Genomic DNA, 26484 nt, shown 5'->3' with positions numbered 1-26484 from the left:
AAAAAAATTATATCTGTGATGAGAAGGCAGTTGGTGATGATCCAAAAAGATAAAGTGCATAAAAAAGAAAAAAAAGGTGGGATTCGTGAATTTATTTCTGTTTTAGTACAGGCTCTGCTTTTAGCAGCGTTTATTCGGACACTTTTTTTCCAGCCGTTTAGTATTCCTTCCGGTTCAATGCGTCCTACTTTGTTGGTGGGAGATTATCTGTTTGTTTCTAAGTATGCATATGGGTATTCTCATTTTTCCATCCCCTTTTCTCCCCCTCTTTTTTCTGGACGGATTTGGGCATCTCAACCTCAACGTGGAGATGTGGTCGTTTTTCGCTTACCAAGTAATCCGAAGATTGATTATATAAAACGCGTTGTTGGGCTACCAGGTGATCGTATACAAGTCCGTCAAAGTGTTCTTTATATTAATGATGAGGCTGTTTCACGTCACTTTATGGGGGAGATTAATAATTCTGATATAACAGAGGTTAACTATCCTGTTGAGGTTTATCGCGAGACAATGCCTAACGGTGTCAGTTATGATACACTTGATTTAGCTTTCATCCCGAAAGTTGATGATACAAAAGTTTTTGAAGTTCCTCAAGGACATTACTTTATGATGGGAGATAACCGCGACAATTCAGATGATAGTCGTTTAGATGTAGGCTATGTTCCAGAAGAAAATCTTATTGGTCGCGCGAGCGTGATTTTCTTTTCTATCAGTAACGGTTCAAGTGCTTGGCAGATTTGGCGCTGGCCATTTGATGTGCGTTGGAAACGTTTGTTTTCTTTCATAAATACGGTTCATGATTTGCCGCTTATCAAGCAAGGAAACAACGATGAAACGTCTCATGATTGATCAGCTTTTCAAGCTGACGGGGCATCGTTTTAAAGATGAAGAGAGGTTAACGAAGGCATTAACACATTCGAGTGTACAAGATTCGGAACAGGGAAATTATGAACGACTAGAGTTTTTAGGGGATCGGGTTTTAGGGCTTTTGATTGCTGAAATGCTGTATCAACTTTTTCCTCAGGCAAGTGAAGGTGAATTATCAGTCCGTTTGAATCATCTTGTTAATGCGCAGACATGTGCTGATATTGCGCGTGAAATGAGGCTTCCTGATATGATCCGTGTTGGTTTTGAGATGAAAAATTTCGAGGGGCGTCGACTTATCAATATGCATGCAGATGTCGTGGAAGCTTTGATTGCCGTGATATATCTCGATGGAGGATTGGAAAGCGTTCGCCCTTTTATTCAAAAATATTGGCAAAGTCGGGCAAAGAAAATGGATGCTGGTCGACGTGATGCCAAGACAGAATTACAAGAATGGGCGCATATCCAAGGCAATGCACAACCACATTATCAGGTTATCAAACGTTCAGGTCCCGATCACGATCCTGTTTTTATGGTAGAGGTCAGTATTTCTGGGTTTGCTTCAGAGATTGGGCAGGGAAGCTCCAAAAGATATGCCGAAAGAATGGCAGCTGAAAAAATTTTGCGACGAGAGGGTGTATGGAAAACAGTGGGAAAAAATGATCATGAGTGACGTTATGAAAACGCGTTCTGGGTTTGTTGTGCTTATTGGGATGCCTAATGCCGGTAAATCGACACTGGTTAATCAATTGGTTGGAACAAAGGTTTCAATTGTAACGCATAAGGTACAAACAACACGAACTTTAATCCGCGGTATTGTCATTCATGATGATGTGCAAATTGTGTTGGTCGATACACCGGGTGTTTTTCGTCCCCATAAGCGCTTAGAACGAGCCATGGTCTCTGCTGCTTGGGGAGGGGCTAAGAGCGCTGATGTTCTACTCGTTTTAATCGACGCTCAAAATGGTCTTTCGGATGAAGTTGATATGATGTTAGATATTGTAAACAATCTGAAACAAGAAAAAGTTCTTGTTCTTAATAAGGTTGATACAGTTGTTAAATCATCTCTTCTAGCGTTAACCACTAAAATAAATGAACGTGTAAAGTTTGCGCAAACATTTATGATTTCTGCTCTAAACGGTTCTGGTTGCAAGGATTTACTTCATGCGTTGAGTAATATGATGCAGGAGGGGCCATGGTATTATCCGGAAGATCAAATTTCTGATATGCCCATGCGTCATCTTGCTGCTGAAATTACGCGTGAAAAACTTTTTCTTCGTCTTCATGATGAACTTCCTTATTCCTCAACGGTTGAAACAGAAAGCTGGGAAGAGCGTTCAGATGGTTCCGTTAAAATTAATCAAGTTATTTATGTCGAGCGTGAGAGTCAGAAAAAAATTGTCTTAGGAGCAAAAGGCGATACAATTAAAGCGATTGGACAAGCAGCACGTAAAGAACTCATGGAAATTATGGATCAAAAGGTTCATCTTTTTCTCTTTGTGAAAGTGCGCGATAATTGGGATACCGATCCAGAACGTTATCGCGAAATGGGATTGGATTTTTTAAAATAAGATTTTAAAAAAATAATTAAAGTAAAATGAAGTGGAAAGAACAAGCCGTTATTCTTGGTACACGCCAATATGGTGAAACAAGTGTTATTCTTGAGATTATGACACGTGAACATGGTCGTTATATGGGGGTGGTAAAAGGGGGGCGGTCGCGTCGTATGGCAGCTCTTCTTCAACCTGGAAATTTTGTGGAGGCTGAATGGTGGGCTCGTTTAGACGAACATTTGGGACTTTTTCGGCTTGAAGCTCTTGATTTACATGCGGCACGATTAATCTGTCTACCAGAAGCACTTTATGCTTTGCAATTGATAGCTTTTCATTTGCGGCTTCTTCCCGAACGTGATCCGCACCCCATTTTATATGATATTTTACACCTTTTTATGCAGAATTTTGATGAACCATTTGTAAATGCAGAATTGCTTGTACGTTTTGAAATGCGGCTTCTTGAAGAACTTGGTTTTGGTCTTGATTTATCTTGTTGTGCTGCAACAGGTCGTCAGGAAAGGCTTCATTACGTATCACCAAAATCTGGACGGGCTGTCTGTGAAGAAGCAGGGGAACCTTGGAAAAAAAAGCTTCTCATTCTACCACAGTTTCTTGTACAAAGAGCGACTCGTCCTGCTGATTTTAGTGACATAATAAATGGTTTTATACTGACGGGTTTTTTTCTTATGCGTCATGTCTGGGAGCCACGAGATATAAAGCAGCCGTCAGTGCGCATGAATATGATACAATTGTTTGAGCGCCAATTTGGTGTGCAGGCATTAATTGGTTGATCTGATGATAATTGAATGGGAAAATGAGAATTTTAAAGACAATTGCTGAAGTCCGCCAATATACTTCAGAGGAACGACGTTTAGGTTTTTCGATTGGTTTTGTTCCAACAATGGGGGCATTGCATGATGGACATCTTGCATTAGTACAGTATGCAAGAGCAATGTGTGATCGCGTAGTGGTTTCTATTTTTGTCAATCCAAAGCAATTTGGACCTCAAGAAGATTTTTCTCAATATCCAAGAGATTTGAAGGGCGATTGTGCTTTGTTAAAAGAAGCAGGTGTTGAATGTGTTTTTGCTCCTTCTGTAGATGAAATGTGGCCACTGGGGAATGATACAATTGTACAAGTGAAAAAATTATCACGTATTTTGATGGGAAAATTACGTCCGGGGCATTTTTGTGGTGTAACAAGCGTTGTTGCTAAACTTTTTAACATTGTCCAACCAGATAAGGCTTTTTTTGGGGAAAAGGATTTTCAACAAATTTTAATTATTCGGCGTATGGTTGAAGATTTGGCTTTTCCTATTGAAATCGTTGGAGTTCCTATTCTACGGGAGTCAGATGGTGTAGCTTGTTCTTCACGCAATCAGCTTTTAACATTAGAAGATCGTAAAGCTGCCAAAATTATTCCTGAAAGTGGAAAAGCTGCTGAAAAGCTTTATCATGAAGGTGAACGGTCGGTTGATAAATTATGCAAAACTGTTCGTGATATTTTACAACAAGAAACGCGTGCAATCATTGAAGCGATAGATTTACGGGATATGGAAACTTTATGCGTGGTTAAAGGAACATTGAATAAACCGGCGGTTTTACTCCTTACTGTCCGCTTTGGTGAGGTAAGGCTGATTGATCAATATATATTGCAAGAGAAGAGTGGAAAATGAGTGTACATAAAACCGTAAAGCGTATAACATCTTCCGAAATACGTGCAAGAAAGGGACAACAGCCAATTGTTTCTTTAACAGCTTATCAAGCTTATACTGCGCGGATTGCTGATCCATATTGCGATATCCTTTTGGTTGGTGATAGCGTTGGGATGGTTGTGTATGGGTTTGAGACAACGCTTCCTGTTAATTTAGATATGATGATTTCACACGGGAAAGCCGTGGTGCGTGGATCTCAAAAAGCTCTTGTTGTTATTGATATGCCTTTTGGTTCTTATGAGGAAAGTCCAGAGCAAGCTTTTTTAAATGCATCGCGCATTCTTGCACAAACGGGGTGTGGTGCAGTTAAGCTTGAAGGGGGCGTTTATATAGCCGAAACAATAGATTTTTTGTGTAAACGTGGCATTCCAGTGATGGGGCATATCGGTCTTACACCCCAAGCAATGAATCGTTTTGGTGGTTTTAAAACACAAGGACGCAAGGAGAATGATTGGCAAAGAATTGAAGCAGATGGAGCAGCGATTGAAGAGGCAGGTGCTTTTGCTGTTGTTTTAGAAGCAATGGTCGAACCTTTAGCGGTGAAACTGACAAATAAGCTTTCTATCCCTACGATCGGTATAGGGGCGTCCAATCAATGTGATGGGCAAGTATTGGTTATGGAAGATATGTTGGGCTATGGTTCTCATGTGCCAAAATTTGTACGCCGTTATGGAGACCTTGAACAAGCCATGGAAACTGCAATAAAGAATTATGCAGAGGATGTCACATCTCGTGCTTTCCCAGCGGATAATGAAGTTTATAAACTAAAATAAACTTCAGTTTAAGATGAAAGGTTTGACAAGAGAACATTTGTTATTTTGATAATGAATGTGCATTTTTGATATATTTTGTATGCAATTTGAACTGTGATTTTTTCCATTTCTTTAATGAAGTCACGCCTCTCATGCAAAACAGAACGCCATTGGGTCGCTAATTCACGTGCTTTTTTAAAGAAAGCTTTCTTAAGGTACCCAATCCTATTTCGCGACGGCGTTCGTGAATAGTATAGTGGTAAGTCCCTTATGAAGTGTATAAAATTTATAGAGCACTCCCGTCTTTACGCTTCATAAGAGAGCAAGCCGGCATCATCACGCACTTTGCCAATTTTCAATGTTGCGACAGCGCTTAGCACTTGAGATAGTTCATAAGAAGCATTTTAATTCTTTCTTTAAAAAGTTTTATCTACACGCCAGCCCCACTTGTGGTGTGCAAGAGAATGATTTTGATTGATTCAATATAAACAGATTTGAAATGAGTGAAGCTTACGATATTAGGAGCTCTCATTCAAAATGAAAAAACAATGAATTATTATTATAAGTCAGTGTGATGATTCTGTAATGACAAGGAATCAACAATGCGAAGAGTCTATAATCTTTGGGCATCCAAGTCATTAAAGCGCGTTAAAAATGCGTTTTCAATGTGTTGTGTAGAATAGGGGGATAAATTAAGATCATCGGGTAGAATATTATTGGGAGAGCCAAAATAGCGAAGGGCTTCTTCTGTATTAAATCCAGCAAGCGTAATCGCTTCATAATAGGCAGCAATACGGTCGGCTTGTTTAATTTTTTTTAAAAGTTTTTGAGAAAGATCAACGGGAAGAGAAAAGCGCATGTGGATAGCATCTTGGATGCGTTTTTCAACGCGTTCATATTGTTTTCCTATGACAGCTTTAAAAGGGGAAATCATATCGCCGATGACATATTCTGGAGCATCATGAAGAAGGGCATAAAGACATTCGTTGCTTCCCGATTGTGGAAAAAGTTTTTGAAATATTTGTTCAACCAAAAGTGAATGTTGTGCAACAGAATAGGCATGCTCTCCTCGTGTTTGACCGTTCCAACGTGCCACGCGAGAAAGTCCATGGGCAATATCTTCAATTTCAACATCAAAAGGAGAAGGGTTGAGAAGATCAAGTCGCCTTCCAGAGAGCATTCTTTGCCAAGCGCGGGCTTCTCCATTTTTTAATAATTCAGCTTTAGCCATGAGTGTTTTCTATAGTATTTTCAGGAAAGGTAAAATTCATATTTTCAGCAATGCTTATAGTGACAGGAATGTTTTTTACAGTAAAGGGGATGTTATGATCCATAGCATCTTTGACGTGGTCAATACGCATTAAAGCAAGAGCCTCATTTTCTACACATGTTCCCAAGTAGCCAATTACTTTTGTTTCTGCTTCAATGCTAGATTGAGGGGTTAATTCACACTGGCCTTTTACAATAAAAATACGGCGACGTGCTGCACGGCGGTGGTGCATTCGTGAAACAATTTCTTGTCCAATATAACATCCTTTATTGAATGCAAGTCCATTGATTTGATCGTAATTAATATCATGAGGAAAGACTTTGCCAACTTCATAGTCTTGACCACTTTCCGCAATTGCATAACGGATACGCAATCGATTCCATGTGTCATGATATTCTGAAGTTAAAAAAGGTTTTTTGCTATAGATTCGTATTATTTTTTCTTGTTGTGGGAAGCGTTTATCAACAAAACTTGAATCAAAATTTAAAGAATCTGATTCATTATTCAAAGAAACTGTAACAAGCTCTTGGAATGGTTGTGTAATTTCTACTTTTTTGCGCAGCTTATAGAGCAACAGACGCTTATGGAGCGTATCAGCTAAAGGCATCCTGATATCAATCAGGTAACCATCTTCTTTTTTTCCGATAAGAAAATCAGCAAGAACCTTTCCTTGTGGGGATAAAAGGGCTCCAGGGAAAAGTTCCTGTGGACTGATTTTTTTTACATCTGTCGTGATCAGGGATTGTAGAAAATCTGTTGCTTCTTCGCCTGTAATTTGAATAAGCCCGCGGTTTTTTAAGCAAATGGCATTTTGTTTTTTAATCATGGTTCTTGCCTTTCTGCTCAAAGTTACATAATCGATAAGTGAGCAATATGTAAGGAGCGTGGTTATGTTTAAAACATTTGATACAATTTTTAAAGGTGCAACACTTGTGAATCATGATGGAAGAAGCAAGCGTGATATTGGTATTACAAATGGTCGTATTGCTGAAATAGGCGATCTTACATGTGCATCGGCTAGTGAGGTCATTGATTGTACAGGGCTTCATATTTTACCAGGAATTATTGATAGCCAAGTGCATTTTCGTGAACCAGGAAATGAATATAAGGAGGATTTGGAAAGTGGCTCGTATTCTGCTGTGTTAGGGGGGGTTACGGCAGTTTTTGAAATGCCTAATACCAGTCCATTAACAACATCAGAAGAAACATTAAGCGATAAGGTTCAACGCGCATTTCATCGAATGCATTGTGATTTTGCATTTTGGGTTGGAGGAACGCGTGAAAATGCTCATGAATTGTCTGAATTAGAAAGACTTCCTGGTGCGGCTGGAATTAAAGTCTTTATGGGGTCCTCTACCGGTGATCTTTTGGTTGATGATGATGAAAGTGTACGCCTTATTTTGAAGAATACACGCCGTCGTGCGGCTTTTCATTCTGAAGATGAGGCGAGGCTCAAAGAGCGTAAAATATTGCGTATTGAAGGTGATGCATCGTCACATCCGATTTGGCGTGATGAAGTTGCGGCATTAAAATGTACGCAGCGTTTGGTAAAAATTGCTCATGAGACGAAGGCTCGCATTCATGTGTTACATCTTTCGACAGAAGAAGAAATTGATTTTCTAAAAAAACATAAGGATGTTGCAACAATTGAAGTGACACAACATCATTTGACACTCACGGCTGATGATTATAAGAAGTTTGGTACATTAATTCAGATGAATCCGCCTATTCGTGAATTGCGCCACCGTGAAGCTCTTTGGTACGGTGTTCAACAAGGAATAATTGATGTCTTAGGCTCAGATCATGCGCCTCATACTCTTGAAGAAAAACTTCAACCTTATCCCTCTTCACCTTCAGGTATGACAGGCGTGCAAACAACAGCAGCAATTATGTTGACACATGTGAATGCAGGAAAAATATCTCTTGAACGTTTTGTTGATCTCACTTCACATGGCCCTAGTCGTATTTTTGGTATAAGCTGTAAAGGGCGCATTGCTGTTGGGTTTGATGCTGATTTAACCATTGTTGATCTTAAGCGAGAGGAAATTATTACGAATAGCTTAATTGGTTCTCGCGCCGGTTGGACACCTTATGATGGTCAAAAAGTTAAAGGTTGGCCTGTTGGGACTATTATCCGTGGTATGCGCGTTATGTGGGAAGGTGAAATTGTCACACCTTCACAAGGAGAGCCTGTTAAATTTATGGAAACTTTGGTGTAAACAGATTAAAATTATAAGTATGCCGTAAAATACCATCCTTTAGAGTGGTGATATAGGGTATGTCAGCCTCTTTGATACATAAGTGTTTTTTTAATGCGTGGTGAATATTCTTAGGCTTGTTTGTAGAAACTATGCAGCAAATTACATGCGTTAGAAGCTAAGAGGAACCTTGTTCAACAAGAACCTAGATTATTTACAGAGCAAATTTAGTTAAAAATCTTCGTCCTTTGAGGTGTGGGGAGGAAGCCAAAGAGCGATTTTGTATGGGGAAAAAGGCGCTCATACGAATAAAAGCGTATCGAGACATTATTCTTTAAACGTCTCTCTATTTTCAGAGCTGGTTTATTGCTCCCCGCATTTGTGAAAGGAGTATCATTGATACCGCTAAAATTGAGAGAGATACTTTTTGTATAGATTAATTATTTATAATGCATGAGGAGGTTTTCAGATAAAGTTCTTCCTTCCTCAATGTATCTTTGATTGGCTTCAATGGCTTCTTGTGTACAATGATGATAATTTTCTGAGAAAGCACGATACGCTTCATTAAACGCTTCATAAAAATAAGCACGTCTTTGTGGAATGGGGTGTTCTGCTTCAATCAGTGCATTCATATAGTCATACCATTGGTTTGTTGGAGGCTCGCAAAGATTTTGGAGAGAATGCAATGATCCCAAAATTTCTGCTAGTCGGAGTAATTTTTTTTCATAAGGTGGAGATTGTTGTGCAAAGGTTGGCATTGAAATGACAAGAAATATTAAAATAATGATGTTCATCAATCTATTACGCATTATTTTTATTGCTTTCTTTGAATAAAACTCTGTAAAGATAAAATAATTTTGTCATGAGAACGGTGTAAAAAATAGAGTTAATTGCTACATTATTCTCAATTATTGATTATAAAATATAGGGCGTAAGAGGCTGTAAGGAACCCATTGTGGAATATTGAAAATACTGATGAAGCTTTGTGTAGTTTAAAATTTAAGATTTTCTTTCTGCAAACTATCTATTTTTCACATAGATTTATATTGTATTACCTATAGAATTTTTTCTAAGTTCGTTTTCTTTAAGGAGGGAAAGCATTTCTAATGATAGAACGCTTTTGTCCAATCAAATAAAATAGATTATTTTTATGATAAATGATGGATACAGCCGTGAATACAATGGGAAAATGGTAAGAAGAATTTACTATAAGATAAAAGTTTTTAGCCTAAACAGCGTAATACAATAATTTGAGATAAGATACATCTAAAAGGATCGGTGCATAATATCGTCCATGGAGTCAATAAATGAAAGAGTTGCGATTTTATAATACGCTGACACGTAAAAAAGAAAATTTTACACCAATAGATGCGACAAGAGTACGTCTTTATGTTTGTGGTCCGACAGTTTATGATTATGCGCATATAGGAAATGCACGCCCTGTCATTGTTTTTGATATTTTATTTCGTTTATTGCGTCATGTTTATGGTAATGAGCATGTTCTATATGCACGTAATATTACAGATGTTGATGATAAAATTAATGCACGCGCAGCTTGCGAATATCCAAACTTGTCATTGAATGATGCTATTCGTCAATTAACAGAACGTACATATTCTCAGTTTCAGCAAGATACAATAGCACTTGGTTGTCTTTTGCCAACCAGCCAGCCGCGCGCAACCGAGCATTTAGAGGAAATGCGCTCTTTAATTGAAAGATTGCTTGAAAAGGGGCACGCTTATAAAGCGGAAAACCATATATTGTTTTCTGTAAGTAGCATAAAAAATCCTCCCCATTATGGGGCATTTGCAAATCGTTCTTTAGATGAAATGAGGGCGGGGGCGCGTATCGATGTTGCTGCTTATAAAAGGGAAGAGATGGATTTTGTTTTATGGAAGCCTTCTGTGGAAGGAGAACCAGGTTGGGAATCACCGGGCGGAATTCCTGTTTTAGGTCGTCCAGGTTGGCATATTGAATGTTCTGCAATGTCAATGGCAAAGTTATTAGCGCCCTATGGCGGTGGTTTAACCTGTGATGATCCGACCGCCAATGTTTTTGATATCCATGGTGGTGGAATTGATTTAATTTTTCCTCATCATGAAAATGAGATTGCACAAAGTTGTTCAGCTTTTGGGACGGAGCGAATGGCTAATTTTTGGCTGCATAATGGTTTTTTACAAGTTGAAGGCAAAAAGATGTCGAAAAGCTTTGGCAATTTCATAACTATTCGTTCTGTTTTAGAGAATAATTTTTTGGAGTTTAATGGTATTTTAACCGATGAAATGAAGCAAAATTGGGCTGGTTTGTCTGCGCGTTTTTCGATGTTGCAAACGCATTATCGTGAACCACTAAATTGGACAGCGCAGCGTTTAATACAATCGAGCAGCGAACTGTATCGTTGGTATGAATGGCTTCGCAGCAAAAAGAGTGAGATGAAAAACAATGAAGCAATTGATGATACTTTGATAGATGCACTTAGTGATGATCTTAATACTCCAAAAGCACTGACTCTTTTGCGAAAATTTTATAAGGAAGGAAATGCTTTGGCTCTTGTAAATGGAATGAATTTATTAGGACTGTTAAGACAAGAATGGATTAAAGAAATAGATTGCCCATTATTTATAAGAAAAACTTTCCTTGATACAAAATTTATTGATCAGCGCATTGCCGAAAGACTAAGACTTATCCATAATAAAGAGTGGGAAGCTGCGGATACAATTCGTGATGAGCTTGCAGCCGAGGGGGTTCTTTTAAAAGACAGTAAGGATCCGCAGAGTGGTGAGCGCATAACTGTGTGGGAAATAAAGCGACACTAATGTCTCTATTCCAGCAGCTCCATAAAAAAGGAGAATATGATGGAATTTTTATATCATTATGGATATATCGCGCTTAAGCTGGCTGTAGGTCTTGTTGCCTTCTTATTTATTTTAAGAACGACGGGGCGGGGGAGTCTTAGTCAAATGACACCAGTTGATTTGGTCAGTAATTTTGTCATGGGAGGTATTATTGGAGGCGTTATTTATAATCAGAATATTAGTAGCATTCAATTATTGCTTGTTTTACTCATCTGGCAAACCTTGATTACATCTTTTAATTTTATTGCACGTTATTCAGTTTTTTTTCGTCGTCTTATTGCAGGGCGGAATGTCACATTAGTTTTAGATGGAGTTTTCCAAATGGATAAGATTAAGAACTTAGGGATCAATATTAATGATCTCATTACGATGTTACGTCTTAAAGGGTGTCACTTACATGAAGCTGCTTTTGTTCGTTTGGAAACCAATGGTGATTGCACTGTCATTAAAAAGGAAGAGGGAAAGAAATCGACGATTTTAATAGAAAATGGTGAAGTTATTGATGATGGACTTAAAGAGATTGGTAAAACAAAAAAGTGGCTTCAGGCAGAATTGAAAAAAAAACATGTAAAAGTTGAAAGTTTATTCGCAGCAGAGTGGTATGAAAATACAGATCAAAATAATAAATTGTATAGTGGATTATTTCTTGTTCCTTTTTCAAAAACAGTCTAACTTCAAAAAACGGGTAGGTATAGCTTATTGGAAGTATAATAAAGAGATAAATCTATAAATAACCACAGAGGGTATTTTGCCTGTTTGTGCGGATGATAGAGAAGTAAGGACTTTATGAAACGCAATGAAATGACAAAAACTGTATCATCAGATACAGGGAAGACTCTGCACACACTTTACAATTTATGGCCCTATATGTGGCCGGTAGGTCGGCGTGATCTAAAAATGCGTGTGCTATGGGCAATATTTTATCTTGTTTTGGCTAAGCTCGTTCTCATATCTGTACCGTATTTATTTAAATATTCTACGAATGTGCTTGATTCAAGCTTTCAGCTACCTGAATGGTTCCCATCCAGTTGGATTATTCCCATCATGCTCGTTTTGGCATACAATGTCGCGCGTATTATGCAGGCTGGATTAAATCAATTACGCGACTCCCTGTTTGCCACTGTTGGTCAATACGCTGTTCGTCAATTAGCTTATAAAACCTTTGTACATATGCATGAGTTATCCTTGCGATTTCATTTGGAACGCCGAACAGGTGGGCTTTCTCGTGTGATTGAGCGTGGAACAAAAGGAATTGAAGCGATTGTAAGATTTTCAATTCTTAGTACAGTACCGACAGTTTTAGAATTTATATTAACGGCACTGGTATTTTACATAAGTTATGGGTGGCATTATCTTCTCATCGTTGTTGCAACGGTTGGATTATATATCTTATTTACCATTAAGGCGAGTGATTGGCGTATTCGCATTCGACAAAAAATGAATACAGCGGATACTGAGGCGAATACTCGCGCTGTTGATTCTCTTTTGAATTTTGAAACGGTCAAATATTTTGGTAATGAAACTCTAGAAGCCGATCGATTTGATGCTTCTATGGTAGGTTATGAAAAAGCCGCAACGAAGATTTGGACATCGTTAAGCTGGCTTAATTTTGGTCAGACTCTTATCTTTGGTATTGGAATGACGATCATGATGCTGATGTCAGCTTATGAAGTTTTTTATAAGACACAAACTTTAGGAGATTTTGTTTTTATTAATGCGCTTTTAATGCAACTTTCTATTCCACTAAATTTTATTGGGTCAATGTATCGTGATATTCGACAAGGTTTAACGGATATTGAAGCAATGTTTGATCTTTTAGATGTTCAGAAGGAGATCGTTGATAAATCGGATGCTAAACCGTTAGAGATAAGCGATGGGACCATTTGTTTTCATCAGGTAAAGTTTTCCTACGATTCGAGACGTCAGATTCTCAGAGATATTGATTTTAAAGTTCCGGGAGGAAAAACAGTCGCCATTGTTGGTCCATCTGGTGCCGGTAAATCCACTATTTCTCGGTTGCTTTTTCGGTTTTATGATGTTGATGCGGGCTCTATCACAATTGACGGGCAGGATATTCGTGACGTAACACAAAAGAGTTTGCGTGAAGCGATTGGCATGGTCCCACAAGATACGGTGTTATTTAATGATACAATTGCCTATAATATTTGCTATGGGCGTCCAAGTGCTACAGATGAAGAGATGCGCAAAGCTGCTGAAATGGCACAAATATCAAAATTTATTGAAATTTTACCGGAAGGTTTTCAGTCTATGGTAGGAGAGCGAGGTCTCAAATTATCAGGTGGTGAAAAACAACGCGTGGCTATTGCCCGGACACTTTTAAAAGCTCCCCCACTTCTTATTCTAGATGAAGCAACGGCGGCTCTTGATACGGCGACGGAACAGGAAATTCAACAAGCATTAGATATTGTAAGCCGTGGACGTACAACATTGATTATTGCTCACCGTCTTTCTACTGTTATCAATGCTGATGAAATTTTAGTTCTTAAAAGTGGTCGTATTATTGAAAATGGGACGCATACAGAGCTTTTACGCAAGAAAGGTCTCTATGCTTCAATGTGGAATAAGCAGCTTGAAGCAACGAAAGCTGAAGAAAAGTTACGTAAAATGCGTGAAGAAGATGAGATGAGTGTTGTTAATCGTAAAAAATAAATAGAGCAAAATGTAATCTATATCTTTATATGGAGTGATTGATTAAATACATAAAAAGACACAAGAGGAACAAAAAGATTTGTTGCTTGTTTAAGTTTACGATGAATAGGAAATTATATGAGTATTCTGCAATCTTTCCATAATAGCTTTGTATCGGTTCATAAAGAAGGCTATCCTTTTATTGTAGCGTTTTTTGTTATTTCGCTCATTCTTGGTTGGATATGGAGTCCGTTGTTTTGGTTTGGTCTCATTCTCACGGTGTGGTGTGTATACTTTTTCCGTGATCCAGATCGTGTGATCCCTTTGAATTCAAATTGGGTTATGTCGCCTGCAGATGGGCGTATTTCATTTGTGGAATCATGTGTTCCACCTGAAGAATTAGGATTAGGGAAAGATGAAATGATCCGTATTTCCATTTTTATGGATGTTTTTTCATGCCATATTAATCGTATTCCTATCAGTGGTACAGTAGAGTCTATCGTTTATCAGCCAGGTCGATTTACTAATGCTGACTTTGATAAAGCTAGTCAGTTTAATGAGCGTAATGGGATGGTAATTGATAGCAAACATGGTAAAATCGGTATCGTACAAATAGCGGGAATGGTTGCACGCCGGATTGTTTGCTGGTCAAAAGAAAATGATGCCGTTATGACTGGTGAGCGATTTGGATTGATTCGTTTTGGTTCTCGCCTTGATATTTATATACCAACTGAAATGAAAGTGCGTGTTGCAGTTGGACAGACAGCAATTGCTGGAGAAACAGTTTTGGGTTCTTTTGATGATAAGAGTGCCACAACGGATTTCAGATACGATTAGGACTCACAATGAAAAATTTTTCGCCATTTTCTTCATTCAATCCTGAGGGGCAGCATGATGAAGGTGCAAATCGGCGGCGTTCACCTACATCGATGCGGTATGTCATTCCCAATATCATTACTATTTTAGCAATTTGTGCAGGGATGAGCAGTATTCGTTTGGCTTTTGAACATCGCTATGAAGCTGCTATTTTAATGGTGCTTTTGGCCGCAGTTTTAGATGGTGCTGATGGTCGCATTGCCCGTTTAATAGATGGTAGTTCATCTTTTGGGGCACAGATGGATTCTCTTGCTGATGTTATAAATTTTGGTGTTACCCCTGCACTCATTGTTTATTCTTTTATCTTGAATCAAGCAAATCACATTGGTTGGGTTGCTGCTCTTGTTTATTGTGTTGCTTGTTGTTTGCGATTAGCACGTTTTAATGTGATGTTAGATAACCCCAATATACCTAAGTGGCAGAAAAGTTATTTTGTTGGTGTTCCAGCACCAGCAGGAGCATTACTCCTTTTATTGCCTACCTATTTAGGCACTCTTGGTTTGGTTCCCAATTGGGGGTGGGCATTATTTTTTAGTCTTTATACTGTAATTATTGCTTTTCTTTTGATTAGTCGTTTACCGGTATGGAATGCAAAAACAATTGATCAAAATTTAAGGCGCGATATCGTTATACCGTGCATGTTGGTCATTGTTATTTATGTCGGTTTTCTTGCGACTTACACATGGGAAACTTTATTGATTACAGCTGTTAGCTATATGATTTTTCTCCCCTGTAGTTTTATCGCTTATAATAAACGTGCTACTTTAGAAGAGAAAAAGGCTGATGCTAAAGCTATCCAAGAATCATAAAGTGCTTCATGCTTCTGTCGAAGAGCACAGAAAAAAGAGAGAGTCAAACGATTTACTTCTCATATGATGATCAATCAGGTATGTGATAATTTACAAACCGATTTTTATGGACATTAAAGAGTTTTCCAGTTTCCTTTAAATCAGGTGATAACAAATGTACGATCTTTTTTGCGACCTCTTGTGGTGAAGGCAGAGTTTGTGGATCTTCACCGGGCATAGCTTCAGCGCGCATGGCAGTGCGTGTGGCACCAGGGTTGACACAATTAATCTTAATAGGGGTTTGTTTGAGTTCTTCTGCCCAACAGCGGGCAATCACCTCTAAAGCCGCTTTAGAGGCTGCATAAGCTCCCCAGAAAGGGCGCGCAGCATGCGCAACGCTTGAGGATAACAGGATGGCTCGTCCAGCATCAGATTCACGTAATAAAGGCTCAACGGCTTTCATTAAGCGCCATTGGCTGAAAAGATTTATTTGAAAAACATCTTCAAATACCGTGTTTTCTATATGCGCTATTGGTGAGAGTGTTCCAAGAATTCCTGCGTTTGCAACGATAATATCAAGTTTTTTCCAGCGTTTGGCAATTGAGATAGCAAGAGTATCGATGTTTTCCATATGATGCAAGTCAAGGGGAACAAGGGTTGCATGAGCTCCTTTTTCTCGGATTTGATTATCTAATTCAGTAAGTCCACTGACTGTTCGTGCAAGAGCAATAATATGAGCCCCGCGTGCAGCAAGCTCGAGTGCCAAATAATAGCCAATCCCTCTTGATGCGCCAGTAACAAGTGCCACACGCCCATGGAGACTAAAATCACATTTTGCCATCATTAATCTCTTGTTTTAAGAACAGATGATTGATGAATTTTGGAGAGATTTTCTTGATCAACCAGATGCGTAGGATAATATCCAGTAAAATAATGGTCAGTAAATTGTGGATCGGCGTTATTCCGTTTTTCCCCTGCTACAGCAAGATATAATCCATCCGTTGAAAGAAATTCTAATGAATCCGCTCCAATAAAATCACACATAGATTTTAAATCTGGATATTGATTTGCTAAAAGATTTTCAGCTTTAGGTGTATCAATACCATAAAAGTCAGGATAAAAAATCATAGGGCTAGAAATGCGCATATGAACTTCTTTTGCTCCTGCATCGCGAAGCATTCGTACAATTTTAAGGGATGTTGTTCCACGTACAATAGAGTCATCAACCAGAATAACACGTTTTCCTTCAATCACAGGACGGTTTGCCGAATGTTTTAACTTGACGCCAAAAGCGCGAATTTGTTGTGTTGGTTCGATAAAAGTGCGGCCAACATAGTGATTACGAATAATACCAAGCTCGAAGGGAATTCCAATTTCTTGTGCATAGCCAATTGCGGCAGGCGTTCCTCCATCAGGAACAGGAACCACAACATCACCCTCACAAGGGGCTTCCTGTGCTAAATGGATTCCCATATTTTTGCGTGTTGTATAAACACTACGTCCTCCAACGATTGAGTCTGGGCGGGCAAAATAAACATATTCAAACAAGCAAAGTTTTTCTGGTTTTGTATTTTCTGGTTTTATAATTTTTTTCGTAATTTCCCCATTTTTTTGTATTTCACATATGATGATTTCTCCATTTTTAACATCACGGACATATTTTGCTCCAATAATATCAAGAGCACAAGTTTCAGAACAAAAGATAGGCTTACCATCAAGTTCCCCCATCACGAGAGGTCTAATTCCTGTTGGATCGCGTGCCGCAATAAGCTTTGTACGTGTGAGCGCTAACATAGCATACCCACCTTCTACTTGCCGAATCGCATCAACAAAACGATCAGAGGACGATTCATAACGTGAGCGGGCAATAAGATGGAGAAAAACTTCTGAATCTGACGTTGATTGACAGATAGCACCAGAAGCGATGAGTTCACGGCGTAATGTGAGACCATTGGTAAGATTACCATTATGTGCAATAGCAATACCTCCAACTTTCAATTCAGCAAAAAGGGGTTGAACATTGCGTAATGCCACTTCTCCAGTTGTTGAATAACGGGTATGTCCAATAGCACGATTTCCTGGTAAGCGCGCAAGTGTTGCAGGGTTTGTATAGTGATCACCAACAAGACCTAAATGCTTTTCTTGATGAAATATTTTATTGTGGTAAGAAACAATCCCAGCTGCTTCTTGCCCACGATGCTGAAGTGCGTGGAGTCCAAGAGCTGTTAATGTTGCGGCATCTTCATGCCCAAGAATACCAAAAACTCCACATTCTTCATGAAGGGTATCATCATCTAATGAAAATTCTTGACAGAAAACATCGCTTTTTATCATCATATTCTTTCAGTTGTGATATGGAGGAATCATTAATATCACATTTTACATCATTTAGTTCTCTTTCCTCATGAAAAACTATTCTCTATTTTTTAAAATTATCTTTTCATGAGAGTGTTGCTCATACGTATGTTTATTGCTGTCTTTAAACAAATTTTCAGCCTTTTCGAGAACAGATCCAATATCTTTTGGGAGTATTTCCCAAACTTTTTGTCCCAATGAATCTAAAATGGGTCTTGTTTTTGCATTTTTTAACCAATTCGCTTGAAGCTCGGGTTTAATCAGTGCATTAATCAGCAACATACCGATGACCATGATAAGTAAACCACGAAGTGCTCCAAAAATAAAACCAATAGCACGGTCAAGGATACCAATTCGACTATCAATAATAAAATCAGAGATCTTCATTGTAATAATTGAAGTAATAATGAGAACAATAATAAAAATTGTGACCAATGTTGTGATCAATGCAATCATTTTATTAGAGAGATATTGTTCAAAGAAAGGTAAGACAGGTTTGAATAAAAACAGTGTCGTAACAGCTGCAACTGCCCAAGAAATCAACGATAACACTTCACGTGAAAATCCTCGAAGCATAGCAAGAAAAGCGGACAACAGGATGATTACTACGACAATTCCATCAAGGATTGTTATGATCATTTGTTTGTTCCTTATACATAAAGTTGCGTTCTTTTAAGTCTGTGTGCAAATATATTTTTTGTTATGCCATTTTTTGTTCTTATAGCAAGGATCTTTTGTATGTTATAGAGTTTTTTCTATATTATCATATCTGTGGTGCAGATCATTTTTTACTTACGGTAAGAGTAGCAACGAGTTCGGGAAGGTCGGAGAAAGTTTTTTGTTTAAAGTTGAGCGACTTCATCATTTCGGTTGTTGTTGTGGGATGAAAGGCTCCTTGAAAGCCGAGTTTTTTGGCTTCATTTATGCGCTGTGCTGAATGTGCAACAGCGCGGGTAGCTCCTGAAAGACTGACTTCACCAAAATAGACATAATCCGTTGGCAATGCGATATTGGCAAGAGAAGATACCAAAGCAGCGGCTACAGCTAAATCAGCAGCGGGTTCTGATATGCGATAGCCACCTGCCACGTTCAGATAGACATCATGCTGTCCAAAACGAATGCCACAATGGGCTTCTAAAACGGCAAGAATCATAGAAAGACGATTTCCATCCCATCCGACAACCGCACGTCTTGGTGTCCCAAGGGAAGAAGGAGCAACAAGCGCTTGAATTTCTACGAGTATCGGGCGTGTTCCTTCCATACCGGCGAAAACAGCAGCGCCTGGGGCTTTTTCATTACGTTCTCCTAAAAACAATTCGGATGGATTTATCACTTCGCGTAATCCTTTATCAGACATTTCAAAGACACCAATTTCATCTGTTGGTCCGAAGCGATTTTTTACAGTTCTAAGAATGCGATAATGATGTCCTCCTTCACCCTCAAAATAGAGAACGCCATCAACCATATGTTCAACGACCCGAGGACCAGCAATTTGTCCATCTTTTGTAACATGCCCAACAAGAACAACGGCGGCTCCTGTTTTCTTGGCAAAGCGGATCATTGCCTGAGCACCGATACGTACTTGTGTGACAGTGCCAGGTGCTGAATCTGCTGTATCTGACCATAGGGTTTGAATCGAATCGATAATCACCATATCAAGGTTTTTATGTTCGCTTAAGGTTGCCAGAATATCTTCAACATTGGTTTCAGCAGCAATTTTCACCTCTGTATTGTTAGCTTCAAGCCTTTGTGCGCGCAGACAAATTTGCGCAATAGCCTCTTCACCTGAAACATAGATGACATTATATCCTTTACGTGATAAAGCAGCAGCTGTTTGTGTCAGCAATGTTGATTTACCAATACCCGGATCACCTCCAACAAGGAGTGCCGATCCACGGACAAAGCCCCCACCGGTAACACGATCAAGTTCCGCAATACCAGAATAAATACGTGGAGCATCTTGGATATCTCCAGAAAGAGATGTAAGGGCAACGATGCGTCCTTTACGCGTATTCTGCTTAGGACCACTTCCTATGCCGCCATTTATATTTTCTTCGATAAGGGAATTCCATTCTCCACAAGCACTACATTTTCCTGCCCAACGAGAATGAACAGTGCCACAATTTTGACAGATAAATTGAATACGATTACGTACCATGTTGATTTAACCAATTTGCTCTGGAAGATAATTGCTATCGGCAAGATCACTGAATCGTGTGAAATCAGATTGAAAGGCAAGGGGCACGATTCCTGTTGGCCCATGGCGCTGTTTTGCAATAATAACATCAGCTTTTCCAAAAGCTTTGTCCATTATTTCTTGCCATTTTGTATGTTCCAAGCTACCTAACTTTGGTTCTTCATTTTTGAGATAATATTCTTCGCGATAGACAAAAAGAACGATGTCGGCATCTTGCTCAATTGAACCAGATTCACGTAAATCTGAGAGCTGTGGACGTTTATCTGTTCTATTTTCTACTTGACGTGAAAGTTGAGAGAGAGCGATAATAGGAATATTCAATTCTTTCGCTAATGCTTTTAATCCTGTGGTAATTTCTGTGATCTCTTGGACACGATTTTCTGATGAACGCTTTGAACTGCTTGTCATGAGTTGGATATAGTCAATAAACAAGATATCTAAACCATGTTGCCGCTTGAGACGCCGCGCACGAGCAGCTAATTGCGTAATTGATATTCCCCCAGTTTGATCAATATAAAGTGGTGCCTTTTGTAGTTGGTTCACCGCACGAATAATTTTTGAAAATTGTTCATCTGAAATATTACCACGCCGAATATCAGAAGAAGAGACTTCTGTTTGTTCAGAAATAATACGGGTTGCAAGCTGTTCGGATGACATCTCAAGTGAGAAGAATCCCACAATGCCGCCTTCATTTTCTTGGATATTGGCATTACGATTATAAGCATTAGCAATATTAAAGGCAATATTGGTAGCCAGTGAGGTTTTACCCATACCAGGGCGCCCCGCAAGGATAATTAAGTCAGATGCTTGTAATCCTCCCATTTTTTCATCAAGTGTTTTAATATGGGTGGCTATCCCTGATAATTGTGAAGAGCGCTTTTTCGCAGCACTTGCCATATCGATAGCTTTTTTAATAGCCTCATTAAAATTTTCAAATCCACCTCCATATTTCCCTTTTTCTGCTAGCTCAAATAACTGATTTTCAACAGTTTCAATTTGTTGGGTAGGCGTGAGTTCTACAGGAGCATCAAAGGCTGTATTGACAACTTGAGTTCCAAGGTTAATCAAAGACCGTCGGATAAAAAGATCGTAAATGACGCGTCCATAATCTTCAGCGTTAATAATAGTGACTGCCTCTGTGGCTAAGCGAACAACATATTGGTATACAGTAATATCTCCAATTTTTTCTTCCATTTGGATATAGGGCTTGATTGTAACTGGATCTACACGTTTTCCTGTTTTAATAAGGTGAGATAAAACATGATAAATTTTTTGATGCAATGGTTCAAAAAAATGTTCTGGTTTTAGAAAATCTGAAACGCGGTCAAGAGAATCATTGTTGATAAAGATGGCACCAAGCAATGCCTGTTCAGCTTCAATATTATGCGGAAGTTGCCGAAAAGAAGGAGAATCCTCTTTCTTTGAAGAGCTGACATTAACAACGTTAGTTTCTTCCATAATATTTTTCCACTAAAATTCTAAGTCTAGCTACTTTAGGCGATAAATTGAAAATCGTATAATTAAAAGAATAGAGCGACAAATCTTCATTTTAAGTTAAAATTATATAATTTTTTAAAACTCTCTTTTCGTTCCTCATTTATCATTTGTGTATTATTTATATAACGTCTATCTATTTTATTTTATAATATGTGATTTTAAAGTGGAAGTTTTGCTACTCTAAATTTAAGTATTTTTAAGTTACTTAACCTTAAAATTCCAATATCTGTGTAAGTAGAATTATTTTTTTATAACTGAAATTATTTCAGATCATGTGAGGATATAATCAACTTAACGCTCATACAAACTTTAGCCTTAAGGGTAGGACTTTAAATTATTTTTGCTTTATATGCTGGAAGACAAAAGACATTTCCTCTTAGTGATATTATCATTCTCGGCATATAATGCCTTTAAATAATATATTTCTAATTCTTTCATAAAAATTAGATTATTTATGTACGATAGCCATAAAATACTCACTTTTAAAGTGTGAGTATTTTATGAACAATATTTAAAATGGAATAAAAAATATAAAACACAAAGAAAAAATAGCAATTAAGCTTCTTGATGAGAACTGTTTATATCGTTGTCATTAATTTCTTCTGCCAATAATTCTTCCTGACTTTCTTCTAATAATTCTTCTTGAATATTATATATTTCTTTAGCCGAAGTGAGAGTTTCACCTTCTGCTTGGCGTTGTGCTTCACTGGTAGAACGGGCAACGTTAATAATCACAGAAATTTGAACCTCTGGATGTAAGCTAAGAGTGATAGTGTGAAGACCGATCATTTTTATTGGATGATTAAGTTCGATTTGATTTCTTCCAATAGAAAAGCCTTCATCTGTTATGATTTCAGCAATATCACGTGTTGACACAGAACCATAAAGTTGTCCCGTTTCACCAGCAGAACGAACAACAATGAATGATTGTCCATCAAGTTTTTCAGCAATTTTTTGAGCTTCACTTTTGCGTTCAAGATTACGTGCTTCAAGTTGTGCACGTTGTACCTCAAAATGTTTTTTATTAGCTTCATTTGCGCGTAAAGCTTTACCTTGAGGCAAGAGAAAATTACGCGCATAACCATCTTTAACTGAGACAATATCACCCATCTGACCAAGACGAGGAATGCGCTCAAGTAAAATAATATCCATAGTTTTTCCTTTCGAACAAATAAATTTAGTGGAGTTTTTTGCGTGATTGAAAATTGTATTGAATAGCAGCCCAAATTCCCATCAAAAGCATCATGAAAACAATAGGTGGAGTAAAAACGATTGTAAAAATAGCAATATAAACAAGAGAAAGTATAATAATTCGACCGTTTACCCCTTTTGTAATATTGTGCAGATATGCTAGACCGCTAATTAATATGATGACAATGTATGCAGTGCTAAAGACACGGGTACTCAAGTTAAGAGAAGCGCTCAGCTCAATCATCGATGCTATGCAAACAATAATGAAAATAATAATTCCAGAAATTGGAAGGCGGAGAGTTTGGCTCCAATCATCACGGGGTCTTTTCAGCCATTTCATATGTTGTGCTGCTATCATGGAAAAGTAAAGGTTACCAATGAGAAAAACCAAACTATAAATAGTCAAAGAAAAAGCAGTAAAAGTTGCTGTATGCGTCATTAAAAGCTCACTAAAAGCGCGTATATCGGCTTCTTTTATTGACTGTGATTGTTGCAGAGTTTGTGCTATGTTTTCGGTGATTTTTTTTGCAATGACGGGTGTGGATGGACGGGTTTGAACATAGAGCCCAATGAAAGTTGCTATAAGAGCGATAAAATTAGTTAAATGAAAAATAACCGATGATAATGGATACCATATCAGTTCGTTTTCTTTTTGCGCTGGTCGTGCAAGCCCAAGAAGCCAAGAAGCATAGACAGCAGGAAGGAAAAATAAGAACATAGAGCCAAGAGCAATATAGGTATTAGTGGTTATGATAAGAACAACAGTGGCACTTATGAGGGCGATGAGACTGGCTAATGTTCCTTGACCGAACGCAACAATAAAAATTGGCAATGAAAGAAAGCAGCCAAGAAGAAGAGAAAAAAAGGGCGCGATATTTGCAACACTGATGATTGCCATTCCTATCACAACAGCAAATAATCCTGCCAAAATACCGGTTAATATCTCATAAGTACGATTTTTTTTCATTTATTGCTGTCCTGCTTTCTGCAGTTAGAGGCGTGTCAATACCCCAACTTTGACATTTAATAGCTTAACATAGGATACAACAAGCTATTTTTAACCATATAAGAAAAGCAACTGGAGAAAATCTCCAGTTGCATAGCGTATTGATCGCTTACTTTATAACGTACGGAAGTAAGCCTAAAAAGCGAGCACGTTTGATAGCATTAGCTAATTCACGCTGTTTTTTCTGACTAACAGCAGTAATCCGTGAAGGAACAATTTTCCCACGTTCGGAAATATAACGTTGTAACAACTTGATGTCTTTATAATCAATTTTGGGAGCATTGGTCCCTGAAAAAGGACATGTTTTACGACGACGATGAAAGGGGCGACGTGCAGAGTTTTGATTAGTATCAGTCATCATTCTACCTCTTCTATAGCATTTTCACGTTGACGACGTGGAAAACGAGGACGCTCTTCATCGTGTCCAATGTGACTATTGCGATCAAGGTGTGAGAGCATAGCAGATTTTTCTTTTTCGTGTTTTTCTACACGAATGGTCATATAACGCAAAATATCCTCATTGATGCGCATCTGACGCTCCACTTCAGCAATTGCTGAAGCTGGTGCATCAATATTGACCAAGACATAATAAGCTTTACGGTTTTTACGAATACGGTAAGCAAGAGGACGAAGTCCCCAATTTTCTATACGCCCAACTTTTCCACCATGCGCTTCAATGACACCTTTGTAGAGACTCAAAAGTTCATCAACTTGCTGCGGTGCGATGTCTTGTCGGGCAAGGAACATATGTTCATAAAGAGCCATTGTTTTGCCTTTCTTCAATTAAATTTCACCGGCTTTAGCGCAAAGCCTCTGCGACTTGTCTTTTTTGGAAATCCAAAGAAGAAAGGACGCGTTTACAATTCGAGACATCTCAGAGCGGAGACACGGGAGGCCGGAAACATTGTATTTCCTACTGATATTTTACAGCCCTCCGTTCAACCTCCAGCTAAAGTGCCGGCAACGAACATTTCACATTTACAGGTTATCTTTTAAAATAGCAAGTTTATGCACATAAAAAAATTGATTTGTTAAATCTTGATATATTTCCTTCTTCTACAAAAAGATAATACTGTAATATAAAGGTAAAGGAGGGAAAAATGGACTTTTTAAACCAGATTGATGTTACACTCTTTGAAATGTTTGTCGGCAATCATCACGCTTGGTCGATTGTAGTTTTTTTTAGTATTTTTTGTGCAAAGTTTTTAATTTATATTATTCCTCTCCATCTTTGTGCGTTGTGGTTTTGTGGTGGGGAGAGGGAACGATGTGTCGTGCTAAGCATTTGCATGAGTATTTGTGCGGCTCTTTTCATAGGTTATCTCATTTCTCTTTTTTATTTTCATCCTCGCCCATTCGTGGTAGGGCTGACGACACCGCTTATTCAACATCGTGCGACAGCTTCTTTTCCTAGTAATCATGCCTTGACCATTGCATCTTATGCAGCTAACTTTTATTTTTACCGATACAAAGTTGCTTTTAAATTTGCTTCGGTATTTTTATGTTTGATCTGTTGGGCGCGCATCTTTGTGGGTGTACATTATCCCTTTGATATTTTAGCAGGTGCAATTTTAGGAAGTCTCATAAGTTTGGGTGTTATTCAGTTTATAGCACCCTATTTCCCTAAGTTTTTATATCAAATTCCGCCCTTAAAATATAATTTTAAGTGTGGTATTCGTTTTAAATAAAGGGCTTTATCTTGATTTGTGCGGATGAATAAGGTCAAAAGAAAATAATTTAATTGTACAGTTTTAGGAGTTGATAAATGGGTGCAGCTTTTATTTTTCCAGGGCAGGGGAGTCAACTTGTTGGTATGGGGAAGGCGCTTACAGAGCAATTTATTGCCGCACGGATGGTTTTCGAGGAAGTTGATGATGCTTTGGGTGAGAAATTATCAAAGATCATTTTTGAAGGACCAGCAGATGTTTTAACGTTAACAGCAAATGCACAACCGGCATTAATGGCTGTATCTATGGCTGTCATTCGTGTGATGAAACAATTAGGGCTTCGTATAGAAGAAAAGGTAAGATTTGTTGCTGGTCATTCTTTAGGCGAATACTCGGCTCTTTGTGCTGCTGGTACATTTACTCTCACAGATACGGCAAGACTTTTGCGTATTCGTGGCAATGCTATGCAGGCTGCTGTCGCGGTTGGTGAAGGTTCTATGGCTGCATTAATTGGTTTAGAAGAGCACATTGTGGAAGAAATTTGTGAAACTGTTTCTGGAGAAGGACTATGTCAGATTGCTAATGATAATGGTGGTGGGCAAATTGTTATTTCCGGTAAAGCAAAAGCAGTTGAAGCAGCGGTAGAGATTGCATCAACAAAAGGTGCAAAACGTGCACTTCTTCTTCCTGTTTCTGCACCTTTTCATTCATCTTTAATGCAACCTGCTGCTGATGCCATGAAGAAAGCACTTTTGACTGTTAACAAAATGTCCCCTATTGTTCCTTTGATTGCCAATGTTTCTGTTGCACCTGAGAGCAATCCAGAGCGTATTACTACTCTTCTTGTCCAACAAGTGACTGGGAGGGTGCGATGGCGTGAAACAATAGAATGGATCGCTGCTAATGGAGTTGATACGCTTTTTGAAGTTGGTTCTGGAAAAGTATTAACAGGTTTAACGCGTCGTATTAATAAAGATATAAAGGGGGTAACCATTGGAACAGTTGATGAAATAGAATCAGCGCTAGGTATGCTCGGCGTTTAATCTATAAGG

Annotated in this window: 26 protein-coding genes and 1 pseudogene; 14 read left to right on the top strand and 13 right to left on the bottom strand. The window is 38.4% G+C overall.

The features are described from left to right. The first annotated feature begins 36 nt into the window (after positions 1–36). The 6 genes from lepB to panB are packed head-to-tail and all read left to right on the top strand — an operon-like array spanning position 37 to position 4904. Positions 37–849 (top strand): signal peptidase I, encoded by an 813-nt coding sequence (lepB, locus tag ACFIK7_RS07940; RefSeq protein WP_273791100.1) that lies wholly within the window; start codon positions 37–39, stop codon positions 847–849. Beyond that, positions 830–1537 (top strand): ribonuclease III, encoded by a 708-nt coding sequence (gene rnc, locus ACFIK7_RS07935; RefSeq protein WP_273791099.1) that lies wholly within the window; start codon positions 830–832, stop codon positions 1535–1537. Before lepB ends, rnc begins: the two co-directional genes overlap by 20 nt. Then, positions 1530–2435: a GTPase Era gene (gene era / locus ACFIK7_RS07930; RefSeq protein ID WP_273791098.1), complete on the top strand. Its 906-nt coding sequence runs from the start codon at positions 1530–1532 to the stop codon at positions 2433–2435. The genes rnc and era overlap by 8 nt, the downstream gene beginning before the upstream one ends. A gap of 26 nt (positions 2436–2461) precedes the next feature. Then, positions 2462–3208, top strand: coding sequence for a DNA repair protein RecO (recO, locus tag ACFIK7_RS07925; protein ID WP_375659937.1), 747 nt, complete (start codon positions 2462–2464; stop codon positions 3206–3208). 23 nt (positions 3209–3231) lie between these two features. After that, positions 3232–4092, top strand: a complete 861-nt coding sequence (gene panC / locus ACFIK7_RS07920) for a pantoate--beta-alanine ligase (protein WP_273791096.1) — start codon at positions 3232–3234, stop codon at positions 4090–4092. Then, positions 4089–4904, top strand: a complete 816-nt coding sequence (panB, locus tag ACFIK7_RS07915; protein WP_375630782.1) for a 3-methyl-2-oxobutanoate hydroxymethyltransferase — start codon at positions 4089–4091, stop codon at positions 4902–4904. Before panC ends, panB begins: the two co-directional genes overlap by 4 nt. A 98-nt stretch (positions 4905–5002) precedes the next feature. Here panB and ACFIK7_RS07910 read toward each other — a convergent pair. From ACFIK7_RS07910 to ACFIK7_RS07900, 3 genes and pseudogenes are all read right to left on the bottom strand, one after another. Further along, positions 5003–5145 (bottom strand): annotated as a pseudogene (locus tag ACFIK7_RS07910) (integrase); the annotation flags it as partial. A gap of 351 nt (positions 5146–5496) precedes the next feature. Further along, positions 5497–6114, bottom strand: a complete 618-nt coding sequence (locus ACFIK7_RS07905) for a YfbR-like 5'-deoxynucleotidase (protein ID WP_375630780.1) — start codon at positions 6112–6114, stop codon at positions 5497–5499. Continuing rightward, entirely contained in the window at positions 6107–6979 is an 873-nt protein-coding gene (locus ACFIK7_RS07900; protein WP_375659939.1) for a YgfZ/GcvT domain-containing protein, read from the bottom strand. Before ACFIK7_RS07900 ends, ACFIK7_RS07905 begins: the two co-directional genes overlap by 8 nt. Before the next feature lie 64 nt (positions 6980–7043). Between ACFIK7_RS07900 and ACFIK7_RS07895 the strand changes: the two genes are divergently transcribed. Beyond that, complete coding sequence (locus ACFIK7_RS07895; protein ID WP_375659940.1) at positions 7044–8372, top strand: dihydroorotase; 1329 nt, start codon at positions 7044–7046, stop codon at positions 8370–8372. Positions 8373–8791: 419 nt separating this feature from the next. Here ACFIK7_RS07895 and ACFIK7_RS07890 read toward each other — a convergent pair whose 3' ends face one another. Continuing rightward, positions 8792–9160: a TIGR02301 family protein gene (locus ACFIK7_RS07890; RefSeq protein ID WP_375657721.1), complete on the bottom strand. Its 369-nt coding sequence runs from the start codon at positions 9158–9160 to the stop codon at positions 8792–8794. Between the two features lie 498 nt (positions 9161–9658). Between ACFIK7_RS07890 and cysS the strand changes: the two genes are divergently transcribed. From cysS to pssA, 5 genes are all read left to right on the top strand, one after another. Continuing rightward, positions 9659–11167 carry a cysteine--tRNA ligase gene (gene cysS, locus ACFIK7_RS07885; protein WP_375643100.1) on the top strand — a complete coding sequence of 503 codons (1509 nt, stop codon included), beginning with the start codon at positions 9659–9661 and terminating at the stop codon, positions 11165–11167. A 39-nt stretch (positions 11168–11206) separates the two neighbouring features. After that, positions 11207–11878: a DUF421 domain-containing protein gene (locus tag ACFIK7_RS07880; protein WP_375613046.1), complete on the top strand. Its 672-nt coding sequence runs from the start codon at positions 11207–11209 to the stop codon at positions 11876–11878. A gap of 114 nt (positions 11879–11992) precedes the next feature. Then, positions 11993–13876 (top strand): ABC transporter ATP-binding protein/permease, encoded by a 1884-nt coding sequence (locus ACFIK7_RS07875; protein ID WP_273791088.1) that lies wholly within the window; start codon positions 11993–11995, stop codon positions 13874–13876. 117 nt (positions 13877–13993) lie between these two features. Then, positions 13994–14692 carry a phosphatidylserine decarboxylase gene (locus ACFIK7_RS07870; protein ID WP_273791087.1) on the top strand — a complete coding sequence of 233 codons (699 nt, stop codon included), beginning with the start codon at positions 13994–13996 and terminating at the stop codon, positions 14690–14692. Between the two features lie 8 nt (positions 14693–14700). Beyond that, positions 14701–15540, top strand: coding sequence for a CDP-diacylglycerol--serine O-phosphatidyltransferase (gene pssA / locus ACFIK7_RS07865; RefSeq protein WP_273791086.1), 840 nt, complete (start codon positions 14701–14703; stop codon positions 15538–15540). A 70-nt stretch (positions 15541–15610) separates the two neighbouring features. Here the strand turns inward: pssA and ACFIK7_RS07860 are convergent, their stop codons facing one another. The 9 genes from ACFIK7_RS07860 to rpsF all read right to left on the bottom strand — a co-directional run bounded on the left by ACFIK7_RS07860 (position 15611) and on the right by rpsF (position 24530). After that, entirely contained in the window at positions 15611–16360 is a 750-nt protein-coding gene (locus ACFIK7_RS07860; protein WP_273791085.1) for an SDR family NAD(P)-dependent oxidoreductase, read from the bottom strand. Between the two features lie 2 nt (positions 16361–16362). Next, positions 16363–17856: an amidophosphoribosyltransferase gene (gene purF / locus ACFIK7_RS07855; protein ID WP_375630765.1), complete on the bottom strand. Its 1494-nt coding sequence runs from the start codon at positions 17854–17856 to the stop codon at positions 16363–16365. A gap of 75 nt (positions 17857–17931) precedes the next feature. Further along, complete coding sequence (locus ACFIK7_RS07850) at positions 17932–18513, bottom strand: CvpA family protein (protein WP_273791083.1); 582 nt, start codon at positions 18511–18513, stop codon at positions 17932–17934. 142 nt (positions 18514–18655) lie between these two features. Further along, positions 18656–20032, bottom strand: coding sequence for a DNA repair protein RadA (gene radA / locus ACFIK7_RS07845; RefSeq protein WP_273791082.1), 1377 nt, complete (start codon positions 20030–20032; stop codon positions 18656–18658). 6 nt (positions 20033–20038) lie between these two features. Then, positions 20039–21529: a replicative DNA helicase gene (locus ACFIK7_RS07840; RefSeq protein ID WP_273791081.1), complete on the bottom strand. Its 1491-nt coding sequence runs from the start codon at positions 21527–21529 to the stop codon at positions 20039–20041. Positions 21530–22123: 594 nt separating this feature from the next. Continuing rightward, the gene (rplI, locus tag ACFIK7_RS07835) at positions 22124–22720 is read right to left on the bottom strand and encodes a 50S ribosomal protein L9 (protein ID WP_273791080.1); all 597 of its coding nucleotides are present in this window, start codon (positions 22718–22720) and stop codon (positions 22124–22126) included. 25 nt (positions 22721–22745) lie between these two features. Continuing rightward, positions 22746–23726, bottom strand: coding sequence for a hypothetical protein (locus ACFIK7_RS07830; RefSeq protein WP_375630761.1), 981 nt, complete (start codon positions 23724–23726; stop codon positions 22746–22748). 148 nt (positions 23727–23874) lie between these two features. Further along, positions 23875–24123, bottom strand: a complete 249-nt coding sequence (gene rpsR, locus ACFIK7_RS07825; protein ID WP_012754957.1) for a 30S ribosomal protein S18 — start codon at positions 24121–24123, stop codon at positions 23875–23877. After that, positions 24123–24530, bottom strand: a complete 408-nt coding sequence (gene rpsF, locus ACFIK7_RS07820) for a 30S ribosomal protein S6 (protein WP_273791078.1) — start codon at positions 24528–24530, stop codon at positions 24123–24125. The genes rpsR and rpsF overlap by 1 nt, the downstream gene beginning before the upstream one ends. Positions 24531–24865: 335 nt before the next feature. On the opposite strand from rpsF, the gene ACFIK7_RS07815 reads away from it, so the two are divergent. Beyond that, positions 24866–25453, top strand: coding sequence for an undecaprenyl-diphosphatase (locus ACFIK7_RS07815; RefSeq protein WP_375625018.1), 588 nt, complete (start codon positions 24866–24868; stop codon positions 25451–25453). 77 nt (positions 25454–25530) lie between these two features. Beyond that, entirely contained in the window at positions 25531–26475 is a 945-nt protein-coding gene (fabD, locus tag ACFIK7_RS07810; protein ID WP_273791076.1) for an ACP S-malonyltransferase, read from the top strand. Positions 26476–26484 lie beyond the last annotated feature (9 nt).

Source organism: Bartonella sp. CL266QHHD (assembly GCF_042195355.1).
GTDB lineage: Bacteria > Pseudomonadota > Alphaproteobacteria > Rhizobiales > Rhizobiaceae > Bartonella.
Note: the sequence above shows the minus strand (reverse complement) of the source record. Positions and strands in the feature narration are given on the sequence as shown.

What these genes read in the sequence shown, in the direction of transcription:
- lepB (WP_273791100.1), top strand. Translation starts at nt 37, where the DNA reads ATGATCCAAAAAGATAAAGTGCATAAAAAAGAAAAAAAAGGTGGGATT.
- rnc (WP_273791099.1), top strand. Translation starts at nt 830, where the DNA reads ATGAAACGTCTCATGATTGATCAGCTTTTCAAGCTGACGGGGCATCGT.
- era (WP_273791098.1), top strand. Translation starts at nt 1,530, where the DNA reads ATGAGTGACGTTATGAAAACGCGTTCTGGGTTTGTTGTGCTTATTGGG.
- recO (WP_375659937.1), top strand. Translation starts at nt 2,462, where the DNA reads ATGAAGTGGAAAGAACAAGCCGTTATTCTTGGTACACGCCAATATGGT.
- panC (WP_273791096.1), top strand. Translation starts at nt 3,232, where the DNA reads ATGAGAATTTTAAAGACAATTGCTGAAGTCCGCCAATATACTTCAGAG.
- panB (WP_375630782.1), top strand. Translation starts at nt 4,089, where the DNA reads ATGAGTGTACATAAAACCGTAAAGCGTATAACATCTTCCGAAATACGT.
- ACFIK7_RS07905 (WP_375630780.1), bottom strand. Translation starts at nt 6,114, where the DNA reads ATGGCTAAAGCTGAATTATTAAAAAATGGAGAAGCCCGCGCTTGGCAA.
- ACFIK7_RS07900 (WP_375659939.1), bottom strand. Translation starts at nt 6,979, where the DNA reads ATGATTAAAAAACAAAATGCCATTTGCTTAAAAAACCGCGGGCTTATT.
- ACFIK7_RS07895 (WP_375659940.1), top strand. Translation starts at nt 7,044, where the DNA reads ATGTTTAAAACATTTGATACAATTTTTAAAGGTGCAACACTTGTGAAT.
- ACFIK7_RS07890 (WP_375657721.1), bottom strand. Translation starts at nt 9,160, where the DNA reads ATGCGTAATAGATTGATGAACATCATTATTTTAATATTTCTTGTCATT.
- cysS (WP_375643100.1), top strand. Translation starts at nt 9,659, where the DNA reads ATGAAAGAGTTGCGATTTTATAATACGCTGACACGTAAAAAAGAAAAT.
- ACFIK7_RS07880 (WP_375613046.1), top strand. Translation starts at nt 11,207, where the DNA reads ATGGAATTTTTATATCATTATGGATATATCGCGCTTAAGCTGGCTGTA.
- ACFIK7_RS07875 (WP_273791088.1), top strand. Translation starts at nt 11,993, where the DNA reads ATGAAACGCAATGAAATGACAAAAACTGTATCATCAGATACAGGGAAG.
- ACFIK7_RS07870 (WP_273791087.1), top strand. Translation starts at nt 13,994, where the DNA reads ATGAGTATTCTGCAATCTTTCCATAATAGCTTTGTATCGGTTCATAAA.
- pssA (WP_273791086.1), top strand. Translation starts at nt 14,701, where the DNA reads ATGAAAAATTTTTCGCCATTTTCTTCATTCAATCCTGAGGGGCAGCAT.
- ACFIK7_RS07860 (WP_273791085.1), bottom strand. Translation starts at nt 16,360, where the DNA reads ATGGCAAAATGTGATTTTAGTCTCCATGGGCGTGTGGCACTTGTTACT.
- purF (WP_375630765.1), bottom strand. Translation starts at nt 17,856, where the DNA reads ATGATGATAAAAAGCGATGTTTTCTGTCAAGAATTTTCATTAGATGAT.
- ACFIK7_RS07850 (WP_273791083.1), bottom strand. Translation starts at nt 18,513, where the DNA reads ATGATCATAACAATCCTTGATGGAATTGTCGTAGTAATCATCCTGTTG.
- radA (WP_273791082.1), bottom strand. Translation starts at nt 20,032, where the DNA reads ATGGTACGTAATCGTATTCAATTTATCTGTCAAAATTGTGGCACTGTT.
- ACFIK7_RS07840 (WP_273791081.1), bottom strand. Translation starts at nt 21,529, where the DNA reads ATGGAAGAAACTAACGTTGTTAATGTCAGCTCTTCAAAGAAAGAGGAT.
- rplI (WP_273791080.1), bottom strand. Translation starts at nt 22,720, where the DNA reads ATGGATATTATTTTACTTGAGCGCATTCCTCGTCTTGGTCAGATGGGT.
- ACFIK7_RS07830 (WP_375630761.1), bottom strand. Translation starts at nt 23,726, where the DNA reads ATGAAAAAAAATCGTACTTATGAGATATTAACCGGTATTTTGGCAGGA.
- rpsR (WP_012754957.1), bottom strand. Translation starts at nt 24,123, where the DNA reads ATGACTGATACTAATCAAAACTCTGCACGTCGCCCCTTTCATCGTCGT.
- rpsF (WP_273791078.1), bottom strand. Translation starts at nt 24,530, where the DNA reads ATGGCTCTTTATGAACATATGTTCCTTGCCCGACAAGACATCGCACCG.
- ACFIK7_RS07815 (WP_375625018.1), top strand. Translation starts at nt 24,866, where the DNA reads ATGGACTTTTTAAACCAGATTGATGTTACACTCTTTGAAATGTTTGTC.
- fabD (WP_273791076.1), top strand. Translation starts at nt 25,531, where the DNA reads ATGGGTGCAGCTTTTATTTTTCCAGGGCAGGGGAGTCAACTTGTTGGT.